Source organism: Nonomuraea sp. NPDC050394, from assembly GCF_044459065.1.
Taxonomy (GTDB): domain Bacteria; phylum Actinomycetota; class Actinomycetes; order Streptosporangiales; family Streptosporangiaceae; genus Nonomuraea.
The window spans coordinates 1,604,432-1,620,531 of the sequence record NZ_JBITIO010000001.1 but is presented as its reverse complement, the minus strand read 5'-3'; the positions used below and the strand labels follow the sequence as shown (position 1 = coordinate 1,620,531).

Here is a 16,100-nt window from a genome sequence, read left to right as displayed (position 1 = left end):
CGCACCAAGTGCGATGCCCCCAGCCGCACGCTCGTTACTCAGCGGAAGTTATCCACACCCCACCCGCGACCACCCCCGACCGTCCCCAGAACCCCGTTCGGCGATTTCCCGAGATCCCGTCTGCGCGACAGTCATCGACATGTCCGCGAAACAAGACCTCGGCAGGCAAGGCGAGCAACTAGCCGTCACATACCTCCAGTCCGAGGGCATGGAGATCATCGAGCGCAACTGGCGCTGCCGCCACGGCGAGATCGACATCATCGCCCGAGACGGCCCCACCCTCGTGGTGGTCGAGGTCAAGACCCGCTCCACCCGCTCCCACGGCACCGCCCTGGAGTCAGTGAGCCCCATGAAGCTCGCCCGCCTCCGCATGCTCGCCGCGAAATGGCTGGCCGCCCAGCCGTGCGGCTACGAAACAGTCCGCGTGGACGTCATCGCCCTGGAACGCTTCGGCGGCGACTTCTCGATGCGTCACATCCGGGGGGCGATCTGAATGGCCGTGGCCCGCACCAGAAGCGTCACCCTCATCGGCGTAACGGGCCGCACGGTGGAGGTGGAGGCCGACGTGGGCAACGGCCTGGCCGGCATCTCCCTGATCGGCCTGCCCGACACCGCCCTGAGCGAGGCCCGCGAGCGGGTGCGTTCCGCGATGGTCAACAGCAACTACCCCTGGCCGGACGCCCGCATCACGGTCAGCCTCTTCCCCGCGAGCCTCCCCAAGCGAGGCAGTCAGTTCGACCTGGCGATCGCGGTGGCCATCCTGGGCGCGGCGGGCGTGGTCCCCGCCGAACGCCTGGCGTCCTTCTCCTTCCTCGGCGAACTGGGCCTGGACGGCCGCCTGCGCCCCGTCCGCGGCATCCTCCCGTCCATCCTGAGCACCGCGAAGGAGGGCGACATAACGGTCGTGGTCCCCACCGCGAACGCCGCCGAGGCCAGCCTCGTCCCCGACGTGAAGGTGGTCCCGGTCCGCGACCTCCGGCAACTGGCCGAATGGCTACGCAGAGGCGACGACCCACCCGAACCGGAAATCCCAGAAACCCCGCCAACCCCCACGATCTCCCAGGTACGGCCCAGCGTCGACCTGGCCGACGTCGTAGGCCAGCCGCTGGGCAGGCGAGCCCTCGAACTGTGCGCGGCAGGCGGCCACAACCTCTGGCTCCTCGGCCCGCCCGGCACCGGCAAGACCCTCCTGGCCGAACGCCTGCCTACCCTCCTGCCCGACCTGCAACTGGACCACGCCCTGGAGGTGACCGCCATCCACTCGGTAGCCGGCGTCCTGCCGCCCGACAGCCCCATGATGAGCAGGCCGCCGTTCGTGAGCCCGCACCACACGGCAACGCCGGCGGCCATCGTCGGCGGCGGCAGCACGATCATCCGGCCGGGCGCCGCGTCCCTTGCCCACCGGGGCGTCCTGTTCCTGGACGAGGCTCCGGAGTTCCAGCGCTACGTCCTCGACTCGCTGCGCCAGCCCCTGGAATCGGGCTACGTAACCGTCTCGCGGGCAGCGGGTTCCGTGACCTTCCCCGCACGCTTCATGCTGATCCTCGCCGCCAACCCCTGCCCCTGCTCACAACCGCAGGAAGGCGAACAAACCTGCCGCTGCACCCCCGTCGTCAAACGCCGCTACCTGGGCAAACTCTCCGGCCCGCTGCTGGACCGCATCGACATGAAGGTCACGGTCGCCCGCTCCTCCCGCAGAGAACTGATGGCCGACCGCCACTTCGTCGAATCCAGCGAGGTAGTCGCCGCCCGGGTGAAGGCGGCCAGAGACCAAGCCGCCAAACGCCTGTCCCGCACCCCTTGGCGTACCAACGCCGAAATCCCGTCCACGGCCCTCCACACCGACTTCCGCCCCACGAACGACGCCATGAAGCCCCTGTCGGTCAGCCTCGACTCCGGCACCTTGAGCACACGAGGCCTGGACCGCATCATCCGAGTCGCCTGGACCCTCGCGGACCTGGCGGGAAAGGACCGTCCCGAGGTGGAAGAAGTCTCGACAGCGCTGGCCCTGTGGCTGGGGGTGGGCTGATGCCCCAGAACGACGACCTCCTGGCCCGCGTGGCCCTCATGCGAGCCGCCGACGCCGGAGACAAGCTCATGGGCCGCCTGGTGGCCCAGTTCGGAGCGGTGGAGACCCTCCGCCTGATCCACGCCCACGCCAAGTCCTCAGGCACCCCCACGCTCCTCGCCACAACCCCGGCCACCTACCCCACACCCACACCCCCGCCCATCCCTCCCCAGACAGCCACCCCGCTCGACCCTCATGCCACCGTTCCGCTCAACCCCCATGCCGCCGTACCACTTGACCTCCACCCGGCCGTTCCGCTCAACCCTCACCCCGCCACCCCGCTCAACCCCCATCCCGCCGCGCCGCTCGACCTCCACCCGGCCACCCCGCTCGACCCCCATGCCGCCGCGCCGCTCGACCTCCACCCGGCCGTTCCGCTCAATCCCCGTCCCGCCACCCCGATCGACCTCCACCCGGCCGCTCCGCTCGACCCCTCGGCCGTCCCGTCCACGCCCCAGCTCAAGTCGTCGACCGTGCCACTTCTCGCCAGCTCTTCCGCCACGTCCGGCCGGACCGGATCCCCCGCCATCACTCCCAACGCGACATCCCCGATGGACCCGCACCTGGTCACGTCTCAGGCCGCGCCTCTCCAGGCCGCTCCTTCCCAGGTGGGACCCTCCCAGGCAACCTCCCTGGCCTTGCTCCCCCAGGCCGCCTGCCTCGGTGACTCGCAACACCCCACCGGACAGCAGAGGTCGGCCTGCTGCCGGGAAACTCCCGGCCCTGCGGGTCCCCAGGACGTTCTGACCGGGCGCGTCCTCCAGGCCGGAGACCCGCCGCACGACTACCGAGGGGAGTGGGTCCAGCTCACGTCCGAAAGCACCCTCACGCTGCACCCGACAGCCAAGCTTGAACACCAAAGCGGCCACCCTGGCGAGGAGCGCGACGAAGACCAACGCCCCCACGCCCGAGCGGCCACCCGGGAGACGACAGCGTCGGACGCGCAGGAAGCCAGGCTCACGCGGCGGCTGCGGGCGTGGCAGGCGCGGCTGGAGGCCGCCGACCCGGAAGCGGATCTGGCGGCGGGCGAGAAGGCGGGCGCCCGCCTGATCATCCCCGGCAGCCCCGAATGGCCCACCCAGCTCGACCAACTCGGCGACAGCCGCCCTCTCGGGCTGTGGGTGAACGGCACGGCCGATCTCCGCTACTCCTGCCTGCGTTCGGTGTCCATCGTGGGCGCACGGGCGGCAACGCCGTACGGGACGCATGTGGCGGGTGAGTTCGCGGCGGGCATGGCCGAGTCCGGCTGGACGGTGATTTCAGGCGGCGCCCTCGGCATCGACGGCGCCGCGCACCGGGGGACGCTGGCCGCCGGGGGCACCACGATCGCCGTCCTGGCCTGCGGGGTGGACATCGCCTACCCGAGCGGTCATCACGACCTGTTCGCGGCGATCAGGGCAGACGGTGCGGTCGTCAGCGAATGCCCGCCCGGCGTTCACCCGACCCGCGCCCGCTTCCTGATCAGGAACCGACTGATAGCCGCCCTCTCCCGAGGAACCCTCGTGGTGGAGGCGGCTCTGCGCAGCGGCGCGGCGAACACCGCCGCCCATGCGCTGACCCTGTCGCGCCACCTGGCGGTAGTCCCGGGTCCGGTCACCTCGGAGATGTCCGCGGGCTGCCACAGGCTGCTCCGCGACCGCAAGGCCGTCTGCGTGACCACACCGGCGGAACTCATCGACCTCGTCGGCATGATCGGCGACGACCTGGCCCCGGCCCCGCGCGGCCCCGTCGTGCCCCACGACACGCTCTCAGAGACGGCCAGGAGCGTCCTGGACGCCGTACCCGGCAGAGGTGGTGCGGGCACCGCCACAATCGCGCTAGCCGCGGGCACAGACCTCTCCACGACCCTCAGCGCCCTCGGCAGCCTGGCCGCCGCCGGCTACGTCCTTCGCACCCCAAAGGGCTGGCGCCTCAAACCCGGCGCCTTCTCCCGCCCCTGACCCCAACCCAGAGCCCAGAGGAGCCCACCTCTGGCAACCACCAACCGGGAGCCACACGTGCCGGACCACTGAGGGCAACCCCCTGGTATGCGGCGACCGGGAAGATCGCTGGTACTCGACGACCGGAAGGCCGCACCGCATCCGTGCCGGAAAGGTCCAAGGGCAAGAGCGGGATTGCCAAGAGCGGGGTTGCAGGGGAAAACCCTCCAGCGCAGGGGACGAGCCCGGAGGAGACGTAACGACCGGTGACGTAGCAACCCGAAGGACGCAAGCGGACGGGCGTGCCAGTAGCCAAGGCGATGGGCACCGGACCGGGTCGGTGGAAGGCAAGGCGATGGGCGCCGGACCGGGCCCGTGGGAGGCAAGGCGATGGCACCAGACCGGACCGATGCAGGACAGAGCATTGGGCACCGGACCGGACCGATGCGAGGGAAGGCGATAGGCGCCGGGCCGGGCCGGTGGGAGGCAGGGCATTGAGCACCGGACCGATGCAGGGCAGAGCAATGGGCGCCGGACCGGGTCGGTGGGAGGCAGGGGCGATGGGCGCCGGTAGAGGAAGGTTGAGCAGCATGCGAGAGGCCCCCAGTGTCGTCACGGACTCCAGAGGCCAACCCGGTAAGCCGAAACCCCTACTTGGAGAAGCCCTCCTTGGGCATCTCGAGGTCGGCCTTGGCCAGTTCTTCGACGTTCACGTCCTTGAACGTCACCACCCGTACGTTCTTAACAAACCGTGCAGGCCGGTACATGTCCCAAACCCACGCATCCTGCATCTTCACGTCGAAGAACACATCACCGTTCCCCGCCGTCTTCACGTCGAGATCCACCGAGTTCGTCAGGTAGAAGCGCCGCTCCGTCTCCACGACGTAGGTGAACAGGCCCACGACATCCCGGTACTCGCGGTAAAGCTGCAGCTCCATCTCGGTTTCGTACTTTTCGAGATCTTCTGCGCTCATCGCGTCCCTCCTGTAGTTCCGAGGTCAGGCAACCCCGGCCCCCATTTCATTGTCACCCATCTCCCTTGCCACAGTGACGAAGGAGAACCGGTGATGCGAGCACGGACCGTGAGCTTCCAGTGCCCCCCGGTGCCGAGCGGTCGTGTACCCCTTGTGCTCGGCGAAACCGTAGGCGGGAAACTCCGTGTCCAGCGAGACCATCATCCGGTCTCGCGTCACTTTCGCCACGATGGAGGCCGCCGCCACGCATGCGGCGACCTGGTCCCCCTTCCATACCGCCAGCGACGGCGCCGGCAGGCCCGGCACGGGAAAGCCGTCGGTCAGGATGTATTCCGGGTCTGTCGTCAACTGCGCCACCGCCCGCCGCATTCCCGCCACGTTGCACCGGTGCAGCCCGCGCGCGTCGATCTCCTGCGGCGGGATGACGACAACCCCTACGTCGGCGCTCTTCGTGACCAAGGCGTAGAGGCGCTCGCGTGTGGCCGCTGTCAGGAGTTTCGAGTCCCCCAGACCCGGAATCTCCTTGCGAAGGATCACCGCCGCGACCACCAGGGGCCCGGCACAGGCGCCGCGACCGGCCTCGTCCACCCCGGCGATCGGGGTGAGACCGCGGCGGGCCAGCGCTCTCTCGTACGCGTAAAGCCCGGAATCTCGCCGGACAACGCTCGGTCGGGGGCGGAACGCAACTGTCATGACAGACGCAGCGTACGCCCCAATAGCCGCAAACCGCGACCGGAAAGGCGCTCACTTCACCTTGTCGAAGGACTCCGGTTTCTGGAAGATCTCGCCCCGGCCCAAAGGCCAGTAGCGCACGAACGCCTTGCCGACCACGTCCTCCTCGGAGATCCACCCGGCGGCGCCCTCCTGCTTGACGTGGTCACGCGAGTCCTGCGACATCGACCGGTGGTCGCCCATGAGGAACAGCTTGCCCGCCGGCACGGTGTACTTGAAATCCTCACCCGACGGCTCGTCGTCCGGGAACAGGTAGGACTTCTCTTCGAGCGCGACACCGTTGACCGTGACCCGGCGCTTGGCGTCGCAGCACACCACCTTGTCGCCGCCGACGCCGATGACGCGCTTGATGGTGTCCTGTCCGTCCCAGCCCTTGAAGACCACGATGTCGCCCCGCTCCGGCTTGCCGGCGAGCTTGTTGACGAACACCCGGTCGTTGATCTGAAGCGTGTTCTCCATCGACTCAGACGGGATGTAGAAGGAGCCGACCACGAACGCCTGCAGCAGCAGCGCGATGCCGACGCCCAGCACCAGCAGGAGCACCGTCTCGCGGAAACCGCCCTTTTTCTTCTTCCCGGCGGGCTCCGCCTTCTTGGTGACGGCCATCAGCGCTTCCTCCTCAGCACCCACCGCCGACGCACCAGCACCAGCGGCACCGCGAACGCGAACCCGGCGACCAGCGGCAGCCCCCCGGCCATGGCCTGCAGCGCGGGCTGCGCGAACGTCTCGGGGATCGGCAGCGTCGCCGCCCGCGAGAAGGGCCAGACGATGACGAACGCCCGCCCGATGACCTGGCTCTCCGGGATCGAACCGCCACCCGGATCGCCCTGGTGGGCACGTGAGTCGAGCGAGACCACGCGGTGGTCGCCCATCACCCACAGCCGCCCTTCGGGCACCGTGATCTCGAACGGCTCCCGCGACGGCACATTGCCCGGATAGAGGTAGCTTTCCTCGTCGATCGCCACGCCGTTGACCGAGATGCGGCCCTTGGAGTCGCAGCACTTCACCTTGTCGCCGCCGACGCCGATGACCCGCTTGATGTAGTCCTTCTCACCCGGAACCACGCCGAAGGCCGTGCCCACCCAGCGGAAGAAGGCCGCGATCGGGTTCGACGGCTCCTCCATCACGAACTCGCCGTCCCAGGAGTCGACCCCGGAGAAGACCACGACGTCACCGCGCTCGATGTCACGCGTGTGGTAGACCAGCTTGTTCACCAGCACCCTGTCGTTCTTCAGCAGGGTGTTCTCCATCGACTCAGACGGAATGTAGAACGCCTGGATCACGAAGGTCTTGATGATCAAGGCTAGTACGAGGGCCACGACGACCAGGACGGGAAGTTCCTTCCAGAACGACCCTTTCTTGTCCTTCTTTTTGGGGTCCTTGGCCTTCTGAGTCTCTTCGGCGACCACGTCCACCTCGTCCTTGACAGGGCGGCGCGCTGCGCCGTTCTCCTGGCTCTCGCTAGTCATCGCTGACGAGCCTAGATGATGCATGGGCTCGACAAGCCTCGACCGACGGTACACCCGCCCGCGAGTCGTTCCATATAAAGAAAAGCCCGGTACGGCCAAGCAGTACCGGGCTTTTGGGTCGCGCCTTACTTGGCGGGCGCGCTCTCACGCTTCTCGCGGATACGGGCGGCCTTGCCGCGCAGGTCACGCATGTAGTAGAGCTTGGCGCGGCGGACGTCACCGCGGGTGACCAGCACGATCTTCTCGATGACCGGGCTGTGCACCGGGAAGGTGCGCTCGACACCCACGCCGTAGCTCACCTTGCGGACGGTGAAGGTCTCGCGGGCGCCGGCGCCCTGGCGGCGCAGCACGAAGCCCTTGAAGACCTGGATACGCGAGCGGTTGCCTTCGACGACTCGCACGTGAACCTCGAGCGTGTCACCGGGACGGAAGTCCGGCACGTCGCTGCGCAGGGTCGCTTTGTCGAGCTCCTGGATCTTCGTGTGCATGAGAGCTGTTACCTCAAAGTCTTCGCGAGCACGCGGAGGTCCACCCGGCCGCGGCTCGCGGCGGACACGCCTGCTTCCATGATGAACCCGGGCGTCCCCCGGGCACGGCGAACCAACCACATGACGGGTTGGCAGCGATTCAGTTTGCCACATGTTCGCGCGTGAAGCGAAACGACCCCGACAACAGCCCAGGGGAACGGCAGGGCCACAAGGATGTCCGAAGGGACCGAGGGCAGAGCCCAGGGCTCATGGGAGGTGAGCGGGGGCAGGGAAGAGGCCCGCAGGGCGGCAGAGCGGAACAGCGGGGTGGGGTTGAGGTTAGGGGGTGGGTGGGGGGTGGAGGTGGTCGAGGAGGGCGCGGTCGTGCTTGTCCAGGGTTTCGGGGTCGAGGTTGGCCGCCAGTTCGGGCCGGTTCGTGACGGTACGGCGCAGTGCCTCGTCCCGACGCCACCTGGTCACCTTCCCGTGATGCCCGCTGAGCAGCACAGGCGGGACCTCGTGCCCCCGCCAGACAGGCGGCTTGGTGTAGACCGGCCCCTCCAGCAGATTACGCATCGAACCAGGAGCGAACGAGTCATCCACCGCCGAGCACGCGTTGCCCAGCACACCGGGCAGCAGCCGGCCGATCGCCTCCACCATCACCAGCACCGCGACCTCGCCTCCGGCCAGCACGTAGTCGCCGATGCTCACCTCGTCCACGCGCAGGCGCGAGCCGTACTCGGTCATGACGCGGGAGTCGATGCCCTCGTAGCGCCCGCAGCAGAACAGCAGCCACTCCTCGCGCGCCAGTTCCTGCGCCAGCTCCTGGGTGAACGGCCGCCCGCTCGGCGTCGGCACGATCATGCGGGGCGCCCCGTCGCCGATCACGGTGTCGATCGCCTCGCCCCACACCTCGGGCTTCATCACCATGCCGGGACCCCCGCCGTAGGGGGTGTCGTCGACGGTCTTGTGCACGTCGTGCGCCCAGTCGCGCAGCTGGTGGAGGCGGACGTCGAGGGTGCCGCGCTCCCGGGCCTTGCCGATGAGGGAGACGTCGAGGGGGGCGAAGTACTCGGGGAAGATCGAGACGATGTCGAGGCGCACCATGTCAGAGCAGCCCCTCCGGCGGGTCGACGACCAGTTTGCCCCCGGGCAGGTCGACCTCGGGCACCAGCGCCTTCACGAACGGGATCAGGGCGTCGTCCTGGCCGCCGCCGCGGCGTACGACGAGGAGGTCCTGGCCGTGGTGGAGCACGTCGGTCACCTCGCCCACGGGCGCGCCCTCGACGGTCACGACCGCGAGCCCGATGAGCTGGTGGTCGTGGAACTCGTCGGGGTCGTCGGAGGGCGGCACGTCGGCGGAGTCGATGACGAGCATGGTGCCGCGCAGTTCCTCGGCCGCGTCGCGCGCGGTGAAGCCCTCGAAGCGCAGCAGCAGCACGCTCTTGTTCCAGCGGCGGCTCTCGACCACGAGCGGGCCGCGCGCGGCCGGGTCGGTGGCCAGCGCGGTGCCGGGCGCGAAACGCAGCTCGGGCTCGTCGGTGCGCACTTCCACGGTGACCTCGCCGCGGACACCATGCGGACGTCCGATCCGCCCCACTACCAGCTGCACGATCTTTTCCTTCTCTCCATGTACGGCACGCCCCAACGCGAGCGCCCCCATCGGAGAACCGATGAGGGCGCGTGAAACCAGCGGGCTAGCGGACCGTTTCGTGCAGGTCGAGCAGATCGACCCGGACGTACTTTCCGTCAGCCAGTGCGTTCACGACGGTGCGCAGCGCCTTTGCGGTGCGGCCGCCGCGGCCGATGACCTTACCGAGGTCGTCGGGGTGCACCCGGACCTCGAGAACGCGCCCGCTGCGAATGCGGCGTGCGCGGACCCGGACGTCGTCAGGATGTTCGACGATGCCCTTAACGAGGTGCTCGAGAGCCTCCTCGAGCACGTCAGCCCTCGCCCTCGGTGGGGGTCTCGGCCGGCGTCTCGGCGGGGGCCTCGGCGGTCGGAGCCGGAGCCTCGTCCTTCTTCTTGGCCTTCTTCGGCGTGGTGCCGCTGTTGCCGGTGTCGCCACCGGACAGCGCCTCCTTGGCCGCGGCCTCGTAGACGAGGTGACGGTCGGCGGGCACCTCGGCCACCTTCAGCGGAGCCGGCGCGGGCTCGCCCTTGAACTTCTGCCAGTCACCGGTGAGCTTGAGCAGCTTCAGCACGGGCTCGGTGGGCTGCGCGCCCACGCCCAGCCAGTAGGCGGCGCGCTCAGCGTTGATCTGGATGACCGAAGGGTCTTCCTTCGGGTGGTACAGGCCGATCTCCTCGATCGCCCGGCCGTCACGCTTGGTGCGGCTGTCGGCGACGACGATGCGGTACTGCGGGTTGCGGATCATGCCGAGCCGCTTGAGCTTGATCTTGACTGCCACGGGTGTGGTCTCTCCTGCAATCGAGCGTGGGTGAACGGTTTGCCATCGAGTGGGGCACGATGGCGGGCCGCTCGAGGGACAGGCGCGGCCGGCGGGAGGTGAGAGGGCACCCGCCTGGTCACGGTGTTCCAACATGCCATTGTGCCAGACCGTGGGTACTGACAGCGACACGGCACGTGGGGCACGGCGGCGCGCGCCGTACCCCACGAGGAGCTACTTCTTGTCGTCGCCCGGAAGCTGGAACTTCGACGGGTCGAAACCGGGCGGAAGCTGCATCCCGGGCGGGAGCTTGGGACCGCCGCCGAGGTTGCCCAGCAGGCCGCCCCGCTTGGGGGGAGCGGCGTCGTCCTCGGGTGACGGGGCGGGCTTGCCCAGCGCCGCCTTGCGCGGGTCGCCGCTGACCCTGCGGCCCTTCTTGTTCTTCTTCTGCTGCTTGGCGGCCTTGTTGCGGCCGCCCGGCATGCCGGGGATGCCCATGCCGCCGGCCATCCGCTTCATCATCTTCTGGGCTTCGTGGAAGCGGGTGATGAGGTTGCTGACCGCGGTCACCGTCACGCCGGAACCGGCGGCGATGCGGGCCCGGCGGGAGCCGTTGATGATCTTCGGGTCGCTTCGCTCGCCCGGGGTCATCGAGCGGATGATCGCGGCGATGCGGTCGAGGTCGCGATCGTCAATGGAGTCGAGCTGGTCGCGCATCTGCCCCATGCCGGGCATCATGCCGAGCAGGTTCTTGATGGGGCCCATCTTCTGGACCATCATCATCTGCTCGAGGAAGTCCTCAAGCGTGAAGTTCTCGCCCGAGGTGAGCTTGCCCGCCATCTTGGCGGCCTGCTCCTCGTCGAACGTCTTCTGCGCCTGCTCGATCAGGGTGAGGACGTCACCCATGTCGAGGATGCGGGAGGCCATCCGGTCGGGGTGGAAGGCGTCGAAGTCTTCCAGCTTCTCGCCCGTGGAGGCGAACATGATCGGCTTGCCGGTGATGTGCCGCACCGACAGGGCCGCGCCGCCGCGGGCGTCGCCGTCGAGTTTGGTCAGGACCACGCCGTCGAAGCCGACGCCCTCCATGAACGCCTGCGCGGTGGTCACCGCGTCCTGGCCGATCATGGCGTCGACCACGAAGAGGACCTCGTCGGGCGAGACCGCGTCGCGGATGTCGGCGGCCTGCTTCATCATCTCCTGGTCGATGCCCAGGCGGCCGGCGGTGTCGATGAGGACCACGTCGTGCTGCTTCTGGCGGGCGACCTCGATCGACTGCCTGGCGACCTCGATCGGGTCGCCGACGCCGTTGCCGGGCTCGGGCGCGTAGGTGACGACGCCCGCGCGCTCGCCCATGACCTGGAGCTGGTTGACCGCGTTGGGACGCTGCAGGTCCGCGGCGACCAGCAGCGGCACGTGGCCCTGCTCGCGCAGCCAGCGGGCCAGCTTGCCGGCCAGCGTCGTCTTGCCCGCGCCCTGCAGACCCGCCAGCATGATGACGGTCGGCGGCGTCTTGGCGAAGCGGAGCCTGCGCGTCTCGCCGCCGAGGATGGCGATGAGCTCCTCGTTGACGATCTTGACGACCTGCTGCGCCGGGTTGAGCGCGCCGGAGACCTCCGAGCCCCGGGCACGCTCCTTGACCTGGGCGACGAACGCCTTGACCACCGGCAGCGCGACATCGGCCTCGAGCAGCGCGATGCGGATCTCGCGGGTGGTCGCGTCGATGTCGGCGTCGGACAGCCGACCCTTGGAACGGAGGGAGGAGAAGACCGATGTCAACCGGTCGGAAAGCGTCTCGAACACGTGGTTGGCCAGTCCTCGATGCGGTTATGCGTGGTCTGGACCCAGCCTAGCCGCTCCTTCAGCCATTCCAGCCGGGCACGGCCATGCGTACCGTAAGGGCGTGCTCGACCAGGTGGATGAGCGCGCTCTTGACCGAGTCCTTGGACCGGGCGTCCAGGCGCACCAGCGGGATGTGCGGCGCCAGCGTGAGCGCGTCGCGCACCTCGCCGTCGCTGTGGGGGTACTGGCCGTCCCAGCCGTTGACGCCCACGACGAACGGCAGCTGCGCCTCTTCGAAGTAGTCGATGGCCGGGAAGCTGTCGGCCAGGCGCCGGGTGTCCACCAGCACGACCGCGCCGATGGCGCCGCGTACCAGGTCGTCCCACATGAACCAGAACCGGTGCTGACCCGGCGTCCCGAACAGGTAGAGGATGAGGTCACGGTCCAGCGACACGCGGCCGAAGTCCATGGCCACGGTCGTCGTGGACTTCAGTGGTGTCATCCCGAGGTCGTCGATCCCCGCCGAGGCGTCTGTCATGACCGCCTCCGTGGTCAGCGGCATGATCTCCGACACCGCGCCGACGAACGTCGTCTTACCGACACCGAAACCTCCGGCCACCACGATCTTCGTCGAGGTGAGGCCGGGGCTAGAGCCTGCGAAGTCCACTGAGCACCCTTTCGAGCAAAGACACGTCCGGCCTTCCGGCTTCCAGCGCTGGCTGGTGCACGCGGACCAGACCTTCTGCCGCCATGTCGGCGATCAGCACCCGCACCACGCCCAGTGGTATCCGCAGGAGCGCGGAGACCTCGGCGACCGAGCGCACCTGGCGGCACAGCTGTGAGATCGCCTGGTACTCGGGGGTGATGTGCGAGAACTCCCGGTGTTCGGCCGTGGCCGAGGACACCAGTGCTTCCATGGCGAGCTTGACCCGCGGCGCCGTGCGCCCGCCCGTCACCGCGTACGGGCGTACCGGCGAGGCGGGGTCGTTGTGGGGCGGCGGCGGGGGTTCCCAGCCGCCGCCACTGTTCCAGCTAGGGTGGCTGTTCACGAGGCGTGCACCTCGCAGCTATGGTCGCTCACGCCGATCACCTGGTCTGGCTGGCGCGCAGTTCGGCGCGTACCGCGGGGGTCAGCACCTGCCCGGCACGGTCCACCATCAGGGTCATCTGGTAGGCGACCAGCCCCATGTCGCAGTCGGGGGCGGCCAGGACCGCCAGGCACGAGCCGTCGCTGATCGACATGATCAGCATGAGACCGCGTTCCATCTCCACGATGGTCTGGTTGACCACCCCGCCCTCGAAGACCCGGGCGGCGCCCTGGGTGAGGCTGATCAGCCCGGAGGCGATCGCGGCCAGCTGGTCGGCCCTGTCCGTCGGGAAGCCGGCGGAGGCCGCGAGCGGTAACCCGTCGGAAGAGACCACAACAGCATGGGCGACCCCGGGAACGGTGCTGACGAAATCAGTGATCAGCCAGTCGACCCCGCGCGCCGCGTGGCTCAGGTCGTTCATTCGCCCTCCTCCCTGCTATCAACGTGCTTCGAGCCAGGGGGATACGCCCTGCCTTCGCTGATGTCATCACGTGCTGCTCTGAAGCCCTGCTGGAAACTGCTCAGCCGGCTGCGTACCCGGTCGGGCGAGACGTTGCGTACCGGGGCCACGCCCTTCGGCGCGCTGGCGGTGTCGGCCGAGCCCGGCACCAGGTTGGCCTTGGGGACGCGCTTCGGCAGTCCCGCCGCCGTCGGCGCGTCCCGCACCGGCTCGCGTACGGCTTCCGCCGCGCTCCAGCCCGCGTCGGCCTTGGTCGAGCCCCAGTTGCCGCCGCCGTTGTCGTTGTGCTCGAACCAGGCGGACTCCACCGAGGCGAAGATCGGCAGGAACTCGTCGCCCTGGTTCACCGCCGGGATGGGCCCGGTGGCGGCCGATTCGGTCTCGGGGAAGTCGTAGCGGTTCTGCGGGCGCTGCGGTTGCTGCTGCTGCTCGCGGTTGAACGACCAGGTGGACACCTCCTCCGAGGGAGGCGCCGGCTGGCGCTTGGGCAGCGGGGGTTCGTTCCCCCAGCCGCCACCGCCGGTGTTGCGCGAGGGCACCCACACGTCCGAGGTGTCGGGGCCGCTGCCGCGCGGGTCGGACGGCCAGCCGCCGTTCCCGCCGCCACCGCCGGCGGGGACTCCGCCTTCGGAGGGCCACTGGGGCATCGACGGCCACGAACCGCCGGCCGGGTTCGACGGGAAGGAGGGGTGGCCGCCGGGCATCTGCTGGCCCCACTGCATGGGCTGGCCGTTGAACGGCTCGACCACGGGCGGGTGCGGTGGCGGCGCGCTGACCGGGCCTGGTCCGGTGCCCGCGCCGGCCATGGCGGCGGCCTGGGCGCCGAGCAGCGCCTCCGGCAGCAGGACCATGGCGGTCAGGCCGCCGGAGCCGTGGGGGCGCAGTTGCACGCGGATGCCGTGGCGGTGGGCCAGGCGGGCGACCACGAACAGGCCCATGCGACGGGAGACGGAGACGTCGACCGTGGGCGCGTCGGTGAGGCGGTCGTTGGCCTGGGTGAGTTCCTCGCCGGTCATGCCGATGCCGGAGTCGGTGATCGACAGCATGACGCCGCCGCCGTCGATGCGGCTGCCGGAGACGGTCACGCGGGTCTCGCGCGGGGAGAACGACAGGGCGTTCTCGACCAGCTCGGCCAGCAGGTGGATGACGTCGTTGACGGCCTGTCCGGCGACGGAGACGCCGTCGGGCACCTGAAGGACGACGCGCTCGTAGTTCTCGACCTCCGACAGGGAGGCGCGGGCGACGTCGACCAGCTTGACCGGCTGGCTCCAGCGGCGGGGCGGGTCCTGGCCGGCGAGGACCAGGAGGTTCTCGCTGTTGCGGCGCATGCGGGTGGCGAGGTGGTCGAGCTTGAACAGGTTGGCCAGCCGGCTCTCGTCCTGCTCGCCCTGCTCCAGGCCGTCGATGAGGGTGATCTGGCGTTCGACGAGGGTCTGGGAGCGGCGCGAGAGGTTGACGAACATGGCGTTGACGTTGCTTCGGAGCCTGGACTCCTCGCCCGCCAGCCGTACCGCCTCGCGGTGGACCTCGTCGAAGGCGCGGGCCACTTCACCGATCTCGTCCTCGGAGACGACGCCGATGGGCGGCACCTCGGGCGTGCTGGCGTCGACGGTCTCGCGCATGGTCCGCACGGTGTCCGGCAGGCGCTGGCCGGCGATGTGCAGGGCCTCGCTGCGCAGCCGGCGCAGCGGGCTGACCAGCGAGCGCGCCATCAGGGTGGTGACGATCAGGACCAGGATCAGCAGCAGGCCGGAGCCGACCGCGGCGAACAGCGCGGAGGTCTGGGCGGAGTCCTTAAGCCCGCGGCTCTGCACGTTGATCGACTGCGACAGCCGCTTCTCCACGGTGCGCATGGCGTCGATGGCGCCAGTGATCGACTCGAACCAGCGGTCGGCGTCCGCGCGGGTCCGGGAGTCGAGGTCGATGGCGCTGCCCTCGGCCGCCTGCGACAGCGCGCGCAGGCGGAACAGCGCCGCGCGGTCGACGTCGGCGCCGGTGACGGTGTCCTCGTAGAACTGCAGCTCGTCGATGGAGGAGGTCGACCGGAAGGCGGCGATCTCGCTCTCCTGCTGGGCGCGGGCGCCGCCGAAGGCTTCCTGTTCGCCGGTCTGGAAGGCGCCGGTCGTGGCGGCGGCGGCCAGGAGTCCGCGCTGCTGGGAGGCGGCGTCCTTCGCGCGCGTCAGGGCGCTGAAGGCGCGGACGCTGTTGCTGAGGGTCTCATCGACGTCGCCCTGGCCGATCTCGTCGTGGAACTTCTGGAGGGCGTCGATGATCTGGGAGTACTTGCGCATCGTGGGCAGCCTGGGAAGCTGCGACTTGATGACGGTGTCGCGGGCGAAGGCGATCTCCTCAAGGCGGCCCTGCATCTGCTGGACCATGAGGCTCACGCTCTCGCCGTGCGCGTCGGAGATGACGGCGGCCTTCTGGTTGAACGCGGTGACGGCCTTGTCGACGGAGGTGAACGTGCCGCGTAAGTCGGCTTCGGCGGGCTTGCGGCGACCGACGGCGACGTACTGGACGGCCCGGTCACGTTCCAGGGCGAGCTCGTGGACGAGCTCGGTGATGGAATCCCCCAATTCCGCCTTTTCCAGGACACGCTGATAGGCGTTGGCCCGGCCGATGGAGTCCACGATCTGCAGGCCGCCGATCCACACACCGACAGCGGTCGGGACGGCGATGAGCGCGATGAGCCGCCATCGCACGCGCCAGTTGCGGAGTCGGAACCTACCGCCACCGGCCTTGGAGTGTGCCTG

Annotated in this window: 17 protein-coding genes; 3 read left to right on the top strand and 14 right to left on the bottom strand. The window is 69.3% G+C overall.

Annotated features, from left to right (window positions below; genetic code table 11):
* Nucleotides 1–139: 139 nt before the first annotated feature.
* From ACIBKY_RS07880 to dprA, 3 genes are read left to right on the top strand one after another with little or no spacing between them, the layout of a single operon-like run.
* Nucleotides 140–493 (top strand): YraN family protein, encoded by a 354-nt coding sequence (locus ACIBKY_RS07880; RefSeq protein WP_397095290.1) that lies wholly within the window; start codon nt 140–142, stop codon nt 491–493.
* Entirely contained in the window at nt 494–2,029 is a 1,536-nt protein-coding gene (locus ACIBKY_RS07875) for a YifB family Mg chelatase-like AAA ATPase (protein ID WP_397095288.1), read from the top strand.
* Nucleotides 2,029–4,008 (top strand): DNA-processing protein DprA, encoded by a 1,980-nt coding sequence (gene dprA, locus ACIBKY_RS07870; protein WP_397095286.1) that lies wholly within the window; start codon nt 2,029–2,031, stop codon nt 4,006–4,008. The genes ACIBKY_RS07875 and dprA overlap by 1 nt, the downstream gene beginning before the upstream one ends.
* Before the next feature lie 629 nt (nt 4,009–4,637).
* Here dprA and ACIBKY_RS07865 read toward each other — a convergent pair.
* The 14 genes from ACIBKY_RS07865 to ACIBKY_RS07800 form a co-directional block, all read right to left on the bottom strand.
* Nucleotides 4,638–4,961 (bottom strand): DUF2469 domain-containing protein, encoded by a 324-nt coding sequence (locus ACIBKY_RS07865; RefSeq protein WP_184965553.1) that lies wholly within the window; start codon nt 4,959–4,961, stop codon nt 4,638–4,640.
* 24 nt (nt 4,962–4,985) lie between these two features.
* The gene (locus ACIBKY_RS07860; RefSeq protein WP_397095284.1) at nt 4,986–5,654 is read right to left on the bottom strand and encodes a ribonuclease HII; all 669 of its coding nucleotides are present in this window, start codon (nt 5,652–5,654) and stop codon (nt 4,986–4,988) included.
* Nucleotides 5,655–5,705: 51 nt separating this feature from the next.
* Entirely contained in the window at nt 5,706–6,299 is a 594-nt protein-coding gene (gene lepB, locus ACIBKY_RS07855; protein WP_397095283.1) for a signal peptidase I, read from the bottom strand.
* Nucleotides 6,299–7,162 carry a signal peptidase I gene (gene lepB, locus ACIBKY_RS07850; protein WP_184965559.1) on the bottom strand — a complete coding sequence of 288 codons (864 nt, stop codon included), beginning with the start codon at nt 7,160–7,162 and terminating at the stop codon, nt 6,299–6,301. The genes lepB (ACIBKY_RS07855) and lepB (ACIBKY_RS07850) overlap by 1 nt, the downstream gene beginning before the upstream one ends.
* A gap of 125 nt (nt 7,163–7,287) precedes the next feature.
* Nucleotides 7,288–7,650, bottom strand: a complete 363-nt coding sequence (rplS, locus tag ACIBKY_RS07845) for a 50S ribosomal protein L19 (protein WP_397095281.1) — start codon at nt 7,648–7,650, stop codon at nt 7,288–7,290.
* 318 nt (nt 7,651–7,968) lie between these two features.
* Nucleotides 7,969–8,733 (bottom strand): tRNA (guanosine(37)-N1)-methyltransferase TrmD, encoded by a 765-nt coding sequence (trmD, locus tag ACIBKY_RS07840; protein ID WP_397095476.1) that lies wholly within the window; start codon nt 8,731–8,733, stop codon nt 7,969–7,971.
* 4 nt (nt 8,734–8,737) lie between these two features.
* Nucleotides 8,738–9,241 carry a ribosome maturation factor RimM gene (gene rimM, locus ACIBKY_RS07835; protein ID WP_397095279.1) on the bottom strand — a complete coding sequence of 168 codons (504 nt, stop codon included), beginning with the start codon at nt 9,239–9,241 and terminating at the stop codon, nt 8,738–8,740.
* 85 nt (nt 9,242–9,326) lie between these two features.
* Nucleotides 9,327–9,572 (bottom strand): RNA-binding protein, encoded by a 246-nt coding sequence (locus ACIBKY_RS07830; protein ID WP_379620357.1) that lies wholly within the window; start codon nt 9,570–9,572, stop codon nt 9,327–9,329.
* A gap of 1 nt (nt 9,573) precedes the next feature.
* The gene (gene rpsP, locus ACIBKY_RS07825) at nt 9,574–10,041 is read right to left on the bottom strand and encodes a 30S ribosomal protein S16 (protein WP_397095278.1); all 468 of its coding nucleotides are present in this window, start codon (nt 10,039–10,041) and stop codon (nt 9,574–9,576) included.
* A 213-nt stretch (nt 10,042–10,254) separates the two neighbouring features.
* Nucleotides 10,255–11,820: a signal recognition particle protein gene (gene ffh / locus ACIBKY_RS07820; RefSeq protein WP_397095276.1), complete on the bottom strand. Its 1,566-nt coding sequence runs from the start codon at nt 11,818–11,820 to the stop codon at nt 10,255–10,257.
* Nucleotides 11,821–11,878: 58 nt separating this feature from the next.
* Nucleotides 11,879–12,466 carry an ATP/GTP-binding protein gene (locus tag ACIBKY_RS07815; protein ID WP_184965568.1) on the bottom strand — a complete coding sequence of 196 codons (588 nt, stop codon included), beginning with the start codon at nt 12,464–12,466 and terminating at the stop codon, nt 11,879–11,881.
* The gene (locus ACIBKY_RS07810) at nt 12,447–12,848 is read right to left on the bottom strand and encodes a DUF742 domain-containing protein (protein WP_376773507.1); all 402 of its coding nucleotides are present in this window, start codon (nt 12,846–12,848) and stop codon (nt 12,447–12,449) included. Before ACIBKY_RS07810 ends, ACIBKY_RS07815 begins: the two co-directional genes overlap by 20 nt.
* A gap of 37 nt (nt 12,849–12,885) precedes the next feature.
* A complete protein-coding gene (locus tag ACIBKY_RS07805) occupies nt 12,886–13,308 on the bottom strand; it encodes a roadblock/LC7 domain-containing protein (RefSeq protein ID WP_184965570.1) in 423 nt (140 codons plus the stop codon).
* Nucleotides 13,305–16,049: a nitrate- and nitrite sensing domain-containing protein gene (locus tag ACIBKY_RS07800; RefSeq protein WP_397095274.1), complete on the bottom strand. Its 2,745-nt coding sequence runs from the start codon at nt 16,047–16,049 to the stop codon at nt 13,305–13,307. The genes ACIBKY_RS07805 and ACIBKY_RS07800 overlap by 4 nt, the downstream gene beginning before the upstream one ends.
* Nucleotides 16,050–16,100 lie beyond the last annotated feature (51 nt).